Source organism: Kitasatospora sp. NPDC057738, assembly GCF_042798815.1.
GTDB lineage: Bacteria > Actinomycetota > Actinomycetes > Streptomycetales > Streptomycetaceae > Kitasatospora > Kitasatospora lactacystinica.
The window spans coordinates 1-14,583 of record NZ_JBHVJT010000127.1 but is presented as its reverse complement, the minus strand read 5'-3'; the positions used below and the strand labels follow the sequence as shown (position 1 = coordinate 14,583).

Here is a 14,583-nt window from a genome sequence, read left to right as displayed (position 1 = left end):
GGGGCACCCGCGCCCCGGCCGGCCTTGACGCCGTTCACCATCGCCTGGTGGACCGCCCGCGCGGTGCTCTCGTCGTGTGCCGGCACCGGGCTGCCGGCGACCGTGTACCAGTCCAGCGCGCCGGTGTACTGGACGGTCAGCCTCGCCTCGCCGTCCACCCAGGTGGTGTGCACGGTGAGGTCGCCGGAGATGGGGCCGACCTCGGTGGTGGTCACCCCACCGGGGCCGCTGATGATCGATTGGGTGGTCCAGGTCGCCCACGACGTGCGCGGGTCCGCGGACGGCCGGGCCTGGCGGTTGCCTTGGTCGTGTTCGGTCATGCGCCTATCCTCCCCCGCGGGTGGCCCGCCGCCGGAGCAGCGACACCCGCGGTCGCGGCGACCGCCCGGTCCCACCGGGCGGTCGAGTCGGTACGGCGGACGATTCAGTCGGGTTGGCCGGGTTCGTCCAGCATGGGGGCGCCCTCCGCCCGGGAGGTGTCCTGGGCGTGCAGGTTCTGCATCGAGGGGATGCCCTCCTCGGGGTCAGCGGCGCGGACGTCCTCGTCGTCCTCGGTGCTCACCTTGGACCGGTCGCTCATGTCGGTCATCGCGGGCTCCGTCTCCTCGGCCGGTCCCGGCGCGCCGGGTCGCGGGCGCGGCAGGACCGGAGGTGTCTCTTCGCCCCTCCAGCCTGCCTCCGCCCCGGCGTCGGGGCCAGCCGGGTGACCCGGCGGGCCTCCGCGGACCTCGCCCGGACCTCACCCGGTCGTCACCAGGTGACGGGCAGTGACCGCATGCCGTAGATGAACGATTCGGTGCGGAACACCAGCTCGCTGCGGGGGACGGTCAGCCGCAGCCCGGGCAGCCGCCGGAACAGCGTGGCCAGCGCGATCTGCAGCTCGGCGCGGGCGAGCGGCTGGCCGAGGCACTGGTGCACGCCGAAGCCGAAGGCCAGGTGCCGCCGGGCGTCCCGGCCCAGGTCCAGCTCGTCCACCGGCAGCCGGTCGGCGCCGCCGAACACCTCCTCGTCCCGGTTGGCGGTGGAGAGCATCGCGATCACGCCCTCCCCGGCGCGGACCGTGGTGCCGCCCAGTTCCACGTCCTCCAGGGCCACCCGGGCCACCCCGGTGTGGACGATGGTGAGGTGGCGCAGCAGTTCCTCCACCGCGCCGGGCAGGGCGGCCGGGTCGGCCAGCCTGGCGATCTGCTCGGGCCGGTCCAGCAGCAGGGCGGTGGAGAGCGAGATCATGTTCGCGGTCGTCTCGTGCCCGGCGATCAGCAGCAGGATGCCGGTGCTGGCGACCTCGCGCGGGGTGAGGTCGTCCCGGACGGCGAGCCGGCTGATGATGTCGTCCCGCGGCTCCGCCCGCTTGCGGGTCGCCAGCCCCTCCAGGTACTCCAGCATCTCGTCCCGGGCCGCCAGGCGCTGCTCGACCTTGCTGGCGTTGCTGAGCAGCGTCCGGCCGACGCGCTGGAAGAACTCGTGGTCCTCGTAGGGGACGCCGAGCAGCAGGCAGATCACCAGGGAGGGGACGGGCAGCGCGAAGTCGGCGACCAGGTCGGCCTCGGTGCGGCCATCGGTCATCGTGTCCAGCGCCTCGTCCACGATCCGCTGGATGTCCGGGCGCATCGCCTGGACCCGTTTGACCAGGAAGTCCCCGGTGACCATGCGGCGCAGCCGGGCGTGCTCGGGGTCGTCCAGGTTCAGGAAGCTCGGGGTGGCGGTGATCTGCTCCCGGTCGCCGGCGACCAGCAGCGGGAAGGAGGGGTGGCGTATGTCGGCGCTGAACCGGCGGTCGGAGAGGATGGTGCGGACCTCGGCGTAGCCGGTGGCCAGCCAGCAGGAATCGCCGCCGGGCAGATCGCCGCGGGTCAGCGGGGCGCTCGCGGCGGCCTCGGTGTACGCGGGCGGCGGGTTGAACGGGCAGCCGGCGGAGTGCCGGGCCGGAAGCGGGACGGCGGGGACGATGGGCGTGCTCGTCAAGGCGGGGTCTCCTTGCGTCGCGATGGTTCTCCGGTGGGGGTGGTGTGGTGACCGGACGTCCGTCGGGGGGCCGTCGCGGTGTCCGGAACGGCCCGGCCTCGGCCTACTCGGCCTGTGCGGGCCCGTCCTCGACCACGGTGATCGCGCCGCCCGGGCAGAGCTGGGCGGCCAGTCTGAGATCGTCGAACTGGTCCGGCCGGAACGAGGTCTGACGGAGTCTCACCAGGCTGTCGTGGTCGTCCTGGTCGAAGACCTCGGGAACGTTCGTGACGCACATCCCGGAGCTGCAGCAGCGGTCCCGGTCGACATTCACCCGCATGGTCGGGCACCTCTCGCCAGTGCGCCGCCGGCTGCCCGGCGGCCGCCTCTCGTTGTCATTGCCAACCTAACCGGCGCTGCTCCGTCCACGGAGGGCGCGGTGGCGGGATCACCGAGAATGGCCGATTCGGCTCCCGTCGGAGCCTCCGGGCGGTGAACCAGGTTTGAATTGACGCCGTGGTGACAAGTGCGCGCCCCGCAGCCACCGGCACCTGAGCCGGCCCGGATCCGGCCCGGCACGCGGCCCTTCGGCGACGGCTCACCGCCTCTCGACGACGGCCCACCGCCCTTCGCCAGCGGCTCACAGCCCCTCGGCGGCGGCGATCTCCCGTACGGTCGCGACGGTGTCGGCCTCGTCGGCGCTCTTGTCCGGCCGGTAGCGCACCACCCGGGCGAACCGCAGGGTGAGACCGGCCGGATAGCGGGAGCTGCGCTGCACCCCGTCGAAGGCGATCTCGACGACCAGTTCCGGTCGGACCCGCACCGTCCAGGCGTCCCGCCCGGTCTCCCGGGCCAGCAGTTCGGCGGTCTGCCGGGCGAGCGTCTCGTCGGTCAGGCCCTTGAAGGTCTTGCCGAGCATCACCCACGGGCCCAGCCCCGGTTCGCCCGCCGCCCGGGCGCCCACGTGCAGGTTGCTGAGGAAGCCGCGCCGCCGCCCGCTGCCCCACTCGGCGGCCAGCACCACCAGGTCCAGGGTGTGCCGGGGCTTGACCTTGATCCAGCCCGCGCCGCGCCGCCCGGCCGCGTACGGGGCCGCCGGATCCTTCACCAGCACGCCCTCGTGGCCGAGCGCCAGCGTCTCCCGGAAGAAGGCCAGCGCCCGGTCGCGGTCCCCGGTCTCGACGCGGGCCGGCCGCAGGCCGTCCGGCACCGCCTCGGCCAGCGCCGCCCAGCGCTCCCGGCCGGGACGGTCCACCAGGTCCTCGCCGTCCCGGTGCAGCAGGTCGAAGAAGTAGGCGTCGAGCGGGACTTCGGCACGCAGCCGGTCCGGCTCCCGCCGGGAGGCGGTGCGTGCGGCGGTCTCCTGGAAGGGGCGCGGCCGGCCGTCCGGGCCGAGCGCGATCGCCTCACCGTCCAGCACCGCCGAGCGCAGCGGCAGCGCCAGCGCGGCCTCGGTCACCTCGGGGACGCGGGCGGTGATGTCCTCCAGGCCGCGGGTGAACACCGCGACCTCCCCGCCCTCCCGGTGCACCTGCACCCGGACGCCGTCCAGCTTCCACTCCACCGCGGCCGGGCCGGTGCGCTCCAGCGCGGTGGCCACGTCCGGCGCCGAGGCGGCCAGCATCGGCCGCACCGCCCGTCCCACCTCCAGCCGGAACGCCGCGAGCGCCGGCTGCCCACCGGTCAGCGCGGCCTGCGCCACCGCGCGGGCCGACCCCCGGAACATCAACGCCCGCCGCACCGCCGCCGCCGGCACCCCGGCCGCCCGCGCCACGGCGTCCCCCACCACCGCGTCCAGCGCCCCCTGCCGCAGGTCCCCGACCAGCACCGCCCGCAGGAACCCCTGCTCCACGGCGGTCGCCCGCGCGAACAGCCCGTGCAACAAGCGCCGCCGCTCCGCCTGGGCCCCCGCCCCGTGCACCCTCGCGATCAGCTCCAGCTCCCGCTCCACCTCCCGGACCCCGAGCGAGGCCTCCGCCGCCGGCTCCGGCAGCCCCCGCAGCGCCGCGGGCCCGATCCCGGTCCGCAGCCGCTGCGACTCCCCGGACAGCAGGGCGACCGCCGCCGCCCCCTCCACCGGCCCCAGGTCCCGCAGACAACCGGCCAACAACTCCGTCTTCGCCCGCCGTCCGGCCTCCGCCGCGACCTCCCGCGACACCGACGCCAGCCGCAGCAACCCCGCCACAGCACCACCTCCACCCCCCTCAGCATCCGCCCCGGCCGCCGGCCCCGCACCACGGCCGGCGCTCCCGGGGCGCGCCGGGCTGCGGCGGAGCGCGTCGTCCCGGGGCCCGGGCGGCCGTCCACCGGATCGCGTCGGCCCGGGACCGCACCACCTGCCACCGGCCGTCGGTCCTCTCGTAGGTGTCGGTGCGCCAGTACTGCTCCCTCGGTACGGCGATGCCGTGGAAGACGACCTCCGGGGTGGCCCGGTAGCGGACGACCGCGGCGTCGCCGTGGACGCGCACCTCGATGGGGCCGGGCTCCCACTCCGGGTGGTCGATGCCGTCGTCGGCGATCGCCGCGAGGCAGGCCGGCCCCGGGCAGGGCCGTCCCGACGGGCGTGCTCAGCTGGCGGTCGGGCGCGTGCGGCCGTCGACGCCACGCCCGAGGACGTCGTGCGGTTGCTGCTGCTCCTCGCCGACGCGCTGAAGGGGAGCGCGCCCGACCCCCCCGGGTCCGGCGCGAACGCAGGGCCCTGTTCTTCCGTCTGATCCGGGCGGGGCCACGACCCCCGCCCTCCCGCCGCCCCTCCCGCGCGGCACCGAGCGCCCGTCGCCGCAAGGCGCCGCGATGGCGCAGGGGGCGGGTGCTCTTGGCCGGGCCGGTGATCAGCGACGGGGCGACGGGGCGTCATGCTGAGGGCCCGCACTGCCTTCCGAGTGATGGAGACCGAGATGAGCGACACCCCCACGACCCGCTGGAGCGTCGGCGCGCCCGAGGCCGGCGACTTCGAGGCCTGGCGCGAACTGTTCCGGGGGTACGGCGAGTTCTACCGGGTCCCGGTTCCGGAGGAGAAGGCCGAGCTGGTCTGGTCCTGGCTGATGGACCCGGGGCACGAGGTGGCGGGGCTCCTGGTGCGGGACGGCGACGGTAGGCCGGTCGGCCTCGCGCACTACCGGCCGTTCGCGCGACCTCTGCACGGGGCCGTCGGGTGCTTCCTGGACGATCTGTTCGTGGCACCGGAGGTCCGGGGCGGCGGCGCGGTGGACGCGCTGTTGGGCCGGCTGCGGGAAATCGCGGCGGAACGCGGCTGGAACACCGTCCGCTGGATCACCTCCGAGGACAATTACCGGGCCCGTGGAAAATACGACAAGGTCGCCGTACGGACCAGGTTCCTCACCTACGACATGGCCCCGGAGGCACCGGTCGGCTGAGGCCGCGGCCCGACCGCCGGACATTCGTTCGGAGTTTCTGTTATCGGCGCCCGGCCGGGAGGTCTCCCATGTGTCGACACCCGACCAGTCGACCCGGAACAGAAAGCGTGGCCACGTGAACAGCGACGACAGGACGACCATCCTCCCGGCGAGCGGAGGCGGCGCCGGCAGCGACAACGGGAGTGGAGCCGGCGGCCGCTCCGGCGGCCGGGCGGCACGGCGGGCTGCCGAGCGGCACACCGGGCGGGGCCGGCGGGCGCGTCGGCGCGGCGGGATCGTGCCGGTCACCGCGGTCGTCGCGGCCGTGGCCGGCACCGGGCTGTTCGCCGCGCTGGCCGGCGCGGGCTACGCGGCGTACGGCGGCAAGCAGACCGACCGGGACACGGCGGCCCAGTCGCTCTCCGCCGACATGCTGATCTCCGCGGAGCTGGGCACGCGCGAGGGCATCCAGGTGCCCGGCGCCGGCGGGACGAACCCGGACGTCCTTCCCCCGGCCACCCCCACCGCCACCGACCCGGCGGCCGTTCCGAGCACCTCGCTCACGCCGACCACGACCGCTCCGGCCTCCCCGGCGGCCGCGGCCACCGCCGCCCCGAACGCCGCGCCCGCCCCCACGGCCTCCGCGCCCAAGGCGGCCTCGAACGCCGCCCGGGCCGCCACCGGCGGCTTCCCGTTCCCGCCCAAGCGGCCCACCGCGCCCCCGCCGGCGGGCGGCGGCGCGGCTCCGTCGTACGCCCAGCAGGTCGTGGACCTGGTCAACGTCGAGCGCAGCAAGGCCGGCTGCGGGCCGGTCAGCGCCGAGCCCCGGCTGGCGAGCGCCGCCCAGGCGCACAGCGACGACATGGCCAACCGCAACTACTTCGACCACGCCAGCCCCGAGGGTTACCACGCCGACCACCGGATCGAGGCGGCCGGCTACAGCTGGAGCACCTGGGGCGAGAACATCGCCCGCGGCCAGAAGGACCCGGCCGACGTGATGAACTCCTGGATGAACAGCCCCGGCCACCGGGCCAACATCCTCAACTGCTCGTTCAAGCAGCTCGGCGTGGGCGTGCGGACCGGCGTCAACGGTCCGTGGTGGACCCAGGTGTTCGCGTCCCCGGCGTGAATCGGTCCGGCCTGGCCCGGTCCGGCCTGGCCCGGCCGGTCCGGGCTCCGGCTCGGGCCGAGTAGTCCGGACCGATTTTCCGATTCCGTGCACATTGTTGTTATCTGATCACTCCACACGGGTCTCCGAGGAGGCAGCGGCGGACGGATACACGGCAAGACGGAGTGCGGACCATGAACGCTGATGTGCAGAACAGGACCGGGACCACCCTGGTGCTAGCGGCGCAGGCAGGTGACCGGCAGGCCCAGGAGGCGCTGGTCGCCGCCTGGCTGCCGCTCGTCTACAACGTGGCCGGCCGTGCCCTCGGCGGCCACGCCGACGTGGACGACGTCGCGCAGGAGACCATGATCCGCGCCCTGGACGGCCTGGACGGGCTCCGCGACCCCGAGTCCTTCCGGTCCTGGCTGGTCGCCATCACCATGAACCAGGTGCGCCGCCGGCACGCCGCGGGCCAGCAGCAGCCGACCGTCGGCGGGCTGGACGAGACCTGGGAGGTCGCCGACCCCCGGGCCGACTTCACGGACCTCACCATCCTGCGCCTCGGCCTGTCCGGCCAGCGCCGCGAGGTGGCCGAGGCCACCCGCTGGCTGGACCCGGACGACCGGGAACTGCTCGCCCTCTGGTGGCTGGAGGCCGCCGGCGAACTGACCCGGGCCGAACTCGCCGACGCCCTCGACCTGAGCCCGCAGCACACCGCCGTGCGCGTACAGCGGATGAAGAAGCAGCTCGAAGCGGGCCGCATCGTCGTCCGCGCGCTCTGCGCCTACCCCCGCTGCCCCGGACTGACCGAGCTCACCGCGGGCTTCGACGGCACCCCGAACTCGGTCTGGCGCAAGCGCATAGCCCGCCACATCCGCGACTGCGCCGACTGCGACGGCCTCGGCCGGGACCTCTTCCCGGCGGAGGGACTGCTGGCCGGCCTCGCCCTGGTGCCGATCCCGCTCGACTGGCCCGTGCTGCTGCACTTCCAGCACACCGCGGCCGCCGTCGTCTCCTCGGCGGCCGCCACCGGAACGGGAGCCTCCACCGGAGCGGGGGCCGGGGCCCACGCCGGTGCCGGGGCGCATGCGGGAGGGCACGGCGGCTGGGCCGGCACCGCGGCCCGCAAGGCCGTCCTGGCGAGCGGGGCGGCCGCGGCGGTCGCGGTGACCACCCTGGCCCTGGTCTGGCCGCAGGCCGAACCCCCGCAGCCGGCGGCACCCGAGCCCACCGCTCCGGCCGCGGCACCGGACACCCCGACGGCCGCCGCCGCACCCGCTGCCGCCGTCCCCGAGCCGACCCCGCTGCCCGCGGAGAGCCCGACGGCGACGGCGACGCCCGCACCGACGCCCACCGCGACCCGCACCGCCGCCGCGACACCGCAGCCCAACCCGGAACGCCAGCTGGTGGACCTGGTCAACGCCGAACGCGCCAGGGCGGGTTGCGCCCCGCTGCGGATCGACCCCCGGCTGCACGGCACGGCCCAGAAGCACGCGGACGACATGGCCACCCGCGGCTTCTTCGACCACGTCAACCCGGATGGCGTCCGCACCGAGGCCCGGATCACCGCCGCCGGCTACCGCTGGTCCCAGTGGGGCGAGAACCTCGACCGGGGCCCGACCACCCCGGCCGCCGTCTTCGCCCGCTGGATGGACGGCGGAATCCACCAGTCCAACATGCTCGACTGCGGATTCAAGGACATCGGCGTCGGCTTCGCCACCAGCTCCACCGGCACCCCCTACTGGACCCAGGACCTCGGAGCCCCGATGTCCTGAACCGTGACCGGGGTGGTGGGCGGTGGGCGCCGGACTACGCGGGAGTGGCCGCCACCAGGCCGTTCGCCGACCCGGTCACATAGCCGGTGGCGTCCCCGAGGACGCCGCCCGCGTCACCGACCTGCCCGGGCACCACGTCCGGAGCGCTGCTCAGCGGCCCGGGCAGTCCCTCCTGCCCGCCCACGGCACTGGCGTGCGCACTCGGCGCGGTGAGGGAGGCCACGACACCAACGGCGAGCGAGGCAACGGCGAGCATGCTGCGCTTCTTCATGGCCGGTCCAACGACGCTGCGCCGGAAGGGTTACGGCCCGGACCTGCCGCGGGCCCGCGGCGGGAGTGTCCGGAAAGGTTGGACGGCCCGCGAACCGACCGGGACTCTGCCGGGCGGCGGGCGGGCCGTGGGAACCACCATGGCCCCACCCGCCCCTGCCGGTCAGGGGCGCGTACGGGGCGACCGGACGCACGGCGGCGCGCCGGGCGTGCACCAGCAGCCCCAGCCGCGCCGTCAGAGCGTTCCGGAGCCCCGCGCCACCCCGGGCCCGCCCGCCCCTGCGGCCCCACGCTCCCAGGCCGATGACCCGGGAACCGCCACCCCCGCAGCGCCCGGCGCGGCCGGAACCGCCGGCACCGCCCCCGTCGGGCCGACCGGGCCCACCACCCAGTCCGGATGCCCCGGCATCGGCGGTGTCCGCAGCCCGTACAGCCAGTCGTGGAGGAAGCCGCGCAGGTCCTGCCCGGACACCGCGGAGGCCGTCCGCACGTAGTCCTCGGTGCTCGCGTTCCCGTACCTGTGGGTGCCCAGGAAGGTGCGCTCGATCCGGTCGAAGGCCTCCGCCCCGACCTTCTCCCGCAGCGCGAACAGCACCAGAGCGCCGCCGGTGTACCGCTGGCTGTCGAAGAGGTCGGCGGCGGTGGGGGAGGCGACCGGCCCGGAGTCGTGCCGCCACTGGTCGCCCAGCCCGTAGACGTAGCGCATCCGGTCGACCAGCGTGGTGTGGCCCCAGGCGTCCGGCCACCCGCGCTCGTAGCGGTACATCAGCCCGTAGAAGTCGGCGTGGCCCTCGTTGAGCCAGAGGTCGGACCACCGGGCGGGGGAGACGCTGTTGCCGAACCAGGAGTGGACCAGCTCGTGCATCATGTGCGAGCCGATCGCCGGCTCCGCCTGCCGCAGGAAGTTCGGCTTGTACAGGGTGAGCGTCTGGGTCTCCAGGCCGGTGAAGGCGAACGCGGCCGGGTCGTCCGTGTTGACCGGCAGGATCCCGTACACCTCGAACGGGAACCGCCCCAGGTGGGCTTCCGCCCACACGAGCTGGCCGGGGGTGAGGGCGAGTGCGGGCTCCAGCTCGGCGGCGCGGGCGGTCGGCACGACGTCGCGCAGGGGCAGGCCGTGCGGGCCGGTGCGCTCGCGCACGGTGTAGTCGCCGACCGAGACCTGGACCAGTTCGGTGGCCATCGGCTCGCGGGAGACGTACCGGCGGGTGGTGCGGCCGTCGCCCAGCCGCTCGGTGGCCGTCAACTCGCCGTTGGCCACGCCGAGGAGAGCGTCCGGGGCGGTCACCGCGATGGTGAACCGGGCCTTGTCGCCCGGGTGGTCGTTGCACGGGAAGACGGTGTGCGCGCTGTTGGGCTGGCCGGCCACCGCGAAGCCGTCCGGGGTGGGGACCCAGCCGGTGTGCGGCAGCGCGGCACGGGGATCGGCGCTGTACTCGACGGTGAGCCGGGTGACGGCGCCCGGCAGGAACCGCCCGGCCGGGGTGACCGTCAGCTTCTCGTCGTGGGCCGCGAAGTCCGCCGGCCGTCCGTCGACCCGGACGCTGCGCACGGTCAGCCCGAGCGCGTCCAGCTCCAGCCGGGCGAGGGCGCGGTCCGGCCGTACGGTGATCACGGCCGTGCCGTCCACCGTCCTGGTCCCGGCCCGGTAGTCGAGGGCCAGGTCGTACCGGAGTGCCCGGTACCCGGTGTTCCCGAGCGAGGGGAAGACCGGATCGCCCGGCCCGTCGGCGGCGCCGGCCGTCGGCACGCTCGCGGAGAGCACGACCGCGCTGAGCACGAGCGAGGGAAGGAGACCGGCGCGGGGCCTGAACAAGGGTGATCACCGCACTTCACGAGCGGGAGCGGGGGAGAGGTCGGGAGCCGCCGGAACGGGGAGCCCGGCCACGGATGTTAGTGGACTGCCGCAGGGCCCGGGCGCGATCGGTGCGCTTCGATGACACCCCGTGGTCCCCCGGACGGCCCAGAGTGATGGCGCGGCCGCCGCACGCGGTCTACCGTGAGGAGTGCATCGTCCCCTGACGGACGATCCACGGCCGTCGGAAAACCTGGCCAGGTCCGGCGGCCGTACTCTCTTGCCCCGGCACCGCGTGCCCGGCCGCACCCCGTAGGCTGGCGGCTCTGACGACGCCCGCGTACCGGATGCCAGGAGCCGCCGTGACCAGCCCAGCTTCACCCGTTCTGGTGATCGGCGAGTGCGTGGCCGACATCGTCCGATCGGGTGCGGAGCCGGACCGGGTGCACCCCGGCGGCAGCCCCGCGAACGTCGCCTACGGCCTGGCCCGGCTGGGCCGCCCGGCCGTGCTGCTCACCGAACTGGGGCCGGACGCCAACGGCCGGCTGATCCGGCGGCACCTGGAGTCGGCGGGTGTGCGGGTGCGGGCGGCCGAGGTCGCCCGGACGCCCTCGGCGGTGGTGGAGCTGGACGGGCAGGGGCGGGCCCGCTACACCTTCGACATCCGCTGGACGCTCCCGCCGACCGAACTCGCCGAGCCGCCCGCCGCGATCCACCTCGGCTCGATCGCGGCGGTCACCGAGCCCGGCGCGGGTTCGGTGCTGGCGCTGGTCGAGCGCTGGCGCGGGCGGGCGCGGATCAGCTACGACCCGAACGTGCGCCCGGCGCTGATGGGCGACCGGGCCGAGTCCGTCCGCCGGGTCGAGCGCTGGGTGGCGCTGAGCGACCTGGTCAAGGCCAGCGACGAGGACCTCGCCTGGCTCTACCCGGGCGAGCGGCCCGAGGCGGTCGTCGAGCGCTGGCTGGCCCTCGGCCCGGCCGTGGTCGCGGTCACCCTCGGGGCCGAGGGCGCGTTCGCCCGCACCGCCGGGGGCGGACACGCCGAGGCCGCGGCCCTCCGGGTGCCGGTCGCCGACACCGTGGGTGCCGGCGACTCCTTCATGGCCGCCTTCCTGCACGCCCGCACGGTCGGCGCCGACCTCGCGGTCTGCCTCACCCACGGGGTGACGGCGGCCGCGCTGACCGTCGCCCGCCCGGGCGCCAACCCGCCCTCGGCGGCCGAACTCGCGGCCGCCCTGACGGACGGGCCGCCGTCCCACGCCCCGGCGAGTGCCGGGTAGCCGGGCCCAACCCGCCTACCGCGCAAGGGCGGTGAGGTCCTTCCCGTACCAGATCTCGGCGTACGGGCCGCTGCTGTAGGCGGGGATCTCCCGGTACCCGTTGCGCAGGTAGAGCGCGCGGGCCTCGGTCAGGTCGAGGCGGGTGTCGAGGACGATCCGGTCCGCACCAAGGGAGCGGGCGGCCCGGTCGACGGCGGCCAGCAGTTCGGCGCCGCCGCCGGTGCCGCGCAGGCCGGGGCGGACGAAGACGCGGGTGAGTTCGGCGGTGGTGGCGTCGAGCCGCCGCAGGCCGGCGCAGGAGTGGGCGACGCCGTCGTGACGGCCGATCAGGAACAGGCCGTCCGGGGCGGCGAGGTCGTCGCTGGGGGAGCCGGCCAGGCCGGACTCCAGCTCCTCGGGGGTGCCCTCCCGGTCGAAGTGCAGGCGGTAGTAGCGGTTGGCCACGTCGTAGTAGTACTCGCGCAGCAGGTCCAGGGCCTCGGGGGCGGTCACGTCGGCGGTGGCGACGGTCCAGGGGGCGGAGCTGCGGGGCGCGGTGTCGGTCATGCGCGCATGATCCACTTCATGGCGCCGCCCCCGCAATCGGTTTTCCGGCGGCCCGGTCCGGCCCGGCTCGAACCGCCTCTGCTCCACCCCGACCGCCCTGGTCCACCCCGGTCGTCCGTCCGGTCGGCCGCCGCCCGGGCAAAGGAACGGCAAGGCTCCGGTGCGTCGTTGCCCCGCGCGGGTGACGTGGGGATTGGCGGTGGTGCGCGGCGGGGGAGCAGTGCAGCTATGAACAGACCATCAGGTTGTCGTATTAGTGGGGATCTGAGGGGGAATCAGCAGCGCCGGAGCGGCGTACGGACCGGCCTGCTGGCCACCGTCTGCCTCTCCGCCGTCCTCGCCGGCTGCGCCGGTCCGGCCGCTCCCGCCCGACCGAAGCCCGCCCCGGCCGCCGACGCGAACGCGGCGCCCGCCGCCGAAGCCGCCGCGGCTCCGGAAGGTGCCGCAGCGGTACAGGCCGCCGAGGGCCCCGCCCGCGCGGGCGCCCCGCCCGTGGAGCGGCCGCAGCTGCCCGGCCTGGCCCGCAAGGAGGAGCAGAGCGGCGGCGAGGCCACGGCCCGTCAGGAGGTGGCCGCCCGCGCCGCGGTGGAGACCGCGCAGCGCTGGGGACTGGAACGCCCGTCCCTGAAGGCCCCGCCGCGCCCGGCGACCAGGCCCGCGCTCACCCAGGGGCAGGGAGTCAAGCTCGCGGAGGGCCGTCCGCCCGTCGTCTACCGGGTCCCGACCGACGACAAGGTGGTCTTCCTGACCGTCGACGACGGCGCCGAGAAGGACCCCGAGTTCTCACGGATGGCCGAGGAGTTGGGCATCCCGCTCAGCACGTACGTCTCCGACTACCTCGCCCGCGAGAACTACGGCTACTTCCGGGACCTGCACGCCCACGGCGTGGAGATCAACAACCACACGATCAACCACCGCAACCTGAAGGTGCTGGACTACGAGACCCAGCGCCAGGAGATCTGCAACCAGCAGGACCAGCTGGAGCAGCAGATCGGTGTCCGTCCCCGGCTGTTCCGTCCGCCGTACGGCGAGTACAACGACGACACCCTGCGCGCCGCGGCCTCCTGCGGGGTGGAGGCGGTGCCGTTGTGGAACGAGGAGGCCTTCCCGGACCACATGGAATGGCGCTACGACGACCAGCAGCTGCATCCGGGCGACATCATCCTGACCCACTTCCGGGGCACCGACATCTGGAAGGCCTCCATGCCGGACCTGCTGCGCAAGGTCGTCAACGACGTCACCGCGCAGGGCTTCGCCCTGGCCCGGCTGGACGACTACCTGTAGCACCTGTCGGCAGGGGCCACCCGCCGAGGCCACCCGGCGGCCGCGGTCCGGGTGGCTCGGGGGGCGGGCGGTGGCTCGGGGCCGGGCGGTTCAGCCGAGCGAGAGGGCGTCGAGGTACACCCAGGCGCCCTCGTGCCGCACGAAGCGGCTGTTCTCGGTGAGCACGCCCTCCTCGCCGCCCTCGGTCCAGTGGGCCCGGAAGGCGACCGTGCCCTGCGCGTGGAACGCGCCGCCCTCGGTGGTGGCGACCACCTCCAGCGCGGTCCAGCGCAGCCCCGGGTCGAAGTCGACCTCCGCGGGCCGGGTGTCCGGGTGCCAGGTGCGCAGCAGGTACGCCTCGTCCTGCGCGGCGAAGGCGCTGAACCGGGAGCGCATCAGGGACTCGGCGGTGGTGGCCGTCGACTGGCCCCGGTGCAGCCGGCCGCAGCAGTCGCCGTAGCCGGCGGAGAGGCCGCACGGGCAGGGGGAGGAGGGCAGCAGCCGCGGCGCTGCGGCGCGGGGAGCGGAACGACGTCGGGACATGGCGTCCATTGTCCCCCACGCGCCGGACGGCTCCCCGGCCGCCCCGCGCACGGCGGGAACGGGCCCGCCCCCGGGCGCACCGGGGGCGGGCCCGTCCGTGTCACCCGGAGGTCCGTCCCGGTGGACCGGCCGGCCCTTCGTCGCGGGCTCCACCGTCCGGCAAGAATCGCGCGGGTTGTGGCGAGCCGCCCGCCACCTGCTGTTCGTCGCTGATAGTAGTTGCCTGGTCGCGGAGCGATCCCCGTCAGGAGCCCGTCCCCCGCAGGCTTCTCCGGCGGGCCGCCTTACAACGTACGGAGCGGTCATGGGTGGCAGACAGCGTCCGCCGAGAGTGCGGACCCCTCGCCGGGGCAGGCCCGCCGGCGCCCGCCCCCGGGTGAACTCCCGGGCGGAGTTCGCCCGCATCGAGGGCTTCCTGGCCTGGGAGGCGGAGGTCGCGGCGGCCGAGCGGGACGCCCGCGCGTTCGCCGCGCAGTTCCCGTGGCTGCCGGCGGCGGAGCGGGAGAGCCTCGAACAGGCCTACGCCGCCGATCGGTTGCGCTACGCCGAGGAGGTCGTCGACCGCGCGGTCGAGCGCTGCCGCCGGCTGGCCGCCCGGTACCGCGTCGAGTGCCGCCGGATCTGCGCCCGCTGGGCGGCGCTCTGCCTCTCCGTCACCGTGACGGCGGCGCTGTTCGCCGTCGTCCCGGCCGTTCTGCGCGGC

15 protein-coding genes and 1 pseudogene are annotated in these 14,583 nt (G+C 75.3%); 6 read left to right on the top strand and 10 right to left on the bottom strand.

The features are described 5' to 3' along the window. The 6 genes and pseudogenes from ACFVGO_RS38095 to ACFVGO_RS38070 all read right to left on the bottom strand — a co-directional run. The coding region (locus tag ACFVGO_RS38095; RefSeq protein WP_380636767.1) for a hypothetical protein at positions 1 to 320 on the bottom strand (320 nt) is incomplete at its 3' end. 104 nt (positions 321 to 424) lie between these two features. After that, positions 425 to 589, bottom strand: coding sequence for a hypothetical protein (locus tag ACFVGO_RS38090; RefSeq protein ID WP_359908824.1), 165 nt, complete (start codon positions 587 to 589; stop codon positions 425 to 427). A gap of 161 nt (positions 590 to 750) precedes the next feature. Further along, entirely contained in the window at positions 751 to 1,965 is a 1,215-nt protein-coding gene (locus tag ACFVGO_RS38085) for a cytochrome P450 (RefSeq protein ID WP_359908821.1), read from the bottom strand. Positions 1,966 to 2,068: 103 nt separating this feature from the next. Then, on the bottom strand, positions 2,069 to 2,284 hold the full coding sequence (locus tag ACFVGO_RS38080; protein ID WP_359908818.1) for a ferredoxin: 216 nt from the start codon (positions 2,282 to 2,284) through the stop codon (positions 2,069 to 2,071). A 300-nt stretch (positions 2,285 to 2,584) separates the two neighbouring features. Further along, a complete protein-coding gene (locus ACFVGO_RS38075) occupies positions 2,585 to 4,129 on the bottom strand; it encodes an ATP-dependent DNA ligase (RefSeq protein ID WP_380636764.1) in 1,545 nt (514 codons plus the stop codon). A 19-nt stretch (positions 4,130 to 4,148) separates the two neighbouring features. Then, a pseudogene (locus ACFVGO_RS38070) lies at positions 4,149 to 4,493 on the bottom strand (nuclear transport factor 2 family protein); the annotation flags it as partial. 348 nt (positions 4,494 to 4,841) lie between these two features. Between ACFVGO_RS38070 and ACFVGO_RS38065 the strand changes: the two are divergent. The 3 genes from ACFVGO_RS38065 (at position 4,842) to ACFVGO_RS38055 (ending at position 8,183) form a co-directional block, all read left to right on the top strand. Then, positions 4,842 to 5,321, top strand: coding sequence for a GNAT family N-acetyltransferase (locus tag ACFVGO_RS38065; RefSeq protein WP_359908812.1), 480 nt, complete (start codon positions 4,842 to 4,844; stop codon positions 5,319 to 5,321). Between the two features lie 115 nt (positions 5,322 to 5,436). After that, entirely contained in the window at positions 5,437 to 6,429 is a 993-nt protein-coding gene (locus tag ACFVGO_RS38060) for a CAP domain-containing protein (RefSeq protein WP_380636762.1), read from the top strand. A gap of 173 nt (positions 6,430 to 6,602) precedes the next feature. After that, positions 6,603 to 8,183 (top strand): sigma-70 family RNA polymerase sigma factor, encoded by a 1,581-nt coding sequence (locus ACFVGO_RS38055; RefSeq protein WP_380358400.1) that lies wholly within the window; start codon positions 6,603 to 6,605, stop codon positions 8,181 to 8,183. A 34-nt stretch (positions 8,184 to 8,217) separates the two neighbouring features. Here the strand turns inward: ACFVGO_RS38055 and ACFVGO_RS38050 are convergent, their stop codons facing one another. Further along, positions 8,218 to 8,454 (bottom strand): hypothetical protein, encoded by a 237-nt coding sequence (locus ACFVGO_RS38050; RefSeq protein WP_359908806.1) that lies wholly within the window; start codon positions 8,452 to 8,454, stop codon positions 8,218 to 8,220. A 234-nt stretch (positions 8,455 to 8,688) separates the two neighbouring features. Continuing rightward, positions 8,689 to 10,233: a M1 family metallopeptidase gene (locus ACFVGO_RS38045; protein WP_380636759.1), complete on the bottom strand. Its 1,545-nt coding sequence runs from the start codon at positions 10,231 to 10,233 to the stop codon at positions 8,689 to 8,691. A gap of 377 nt (positions 10,234 to 10,610) precedes the next feature. Between ACFVGO_RS38045 and ACFVGO_RS38040 the strand changes: the two genes are divergently transcribed. Beyond that, positions 10,611 to 11,528, top strand: coding sequence for a carbohydrate kinase (locus ACFVGO_RS38040; protein ID WP_380358393.1), 918 nt, complete (start codon positions 10,611 to 10,613; stop codon positions 11,526 to 11,528). Between the two features lie 15 nt (positions 11,529 to 11,543). Here ACFVGO_RS38040 and ACFVGO_RS38035 read toward each other — a convergent pair whose 3' ends face one another. After that, the gene (locus ACFVGO_RS38035; RefSeq protein ID WP_380636757.1) at positions 11,544 to 12,074 is read right to left on the bottom strand and encodes a GNAT family N-acetyltransferase; all 531 of its coding nucleotides are present in this window, start codon (positions 12,072 to 12,074) and stop codon (positions 11,544 to 11,546) included. 228 nt (positions 12,075 to 12,302) lie between these two features. Here ACFVGO_RS38035 and ACFVGO_RS38030 point away from each other — a divergent pair, with 228 nt between their 5' ends. Beyond that, a complete protein-coding gene (locus tag ACFVGO_RS38030) occupies positions 12,303 to 13,358 on the top strand; it encodes a polysaccharide deacetylase family protein (RefSeq protein ID WP_380636755.1) in 1,056 nt (351 codons plus the stop codon). A gap of 90 nt (positions 13,359 to 13,448) precedes the next feature. On the opposite strand, the gene ACFVGO_RS38025 is transcribed toward ACFVGO_RS38030, so the two are convergent. Continuing rightward, positions 13,449 to 13,880: a YchJ family metal-binding protein gene (locus ACFVGO_RS38025; protein WP_359908792.1), complete on the bottom strand. Its 432-nt coding sequence runs from the start codon at positions 13,878 to 13,880 to the stop codon at positions 13,449 to 13,451. A 304-nt stretch (positions 13,881 to 14,184) separates the two neighbouring features. On the opposite strand from ACFVGO_RS38025, the gene ACFVGO_RS38020 reads away from it, so the two are divergent. Next, the coding region (locus tag ACFVGO_RS38020; protein ID WP_380636753.1) for a hypothetical protein at positions 14,185 to 14,583 on the top strand (399 nt) is incomplete at its 3' end.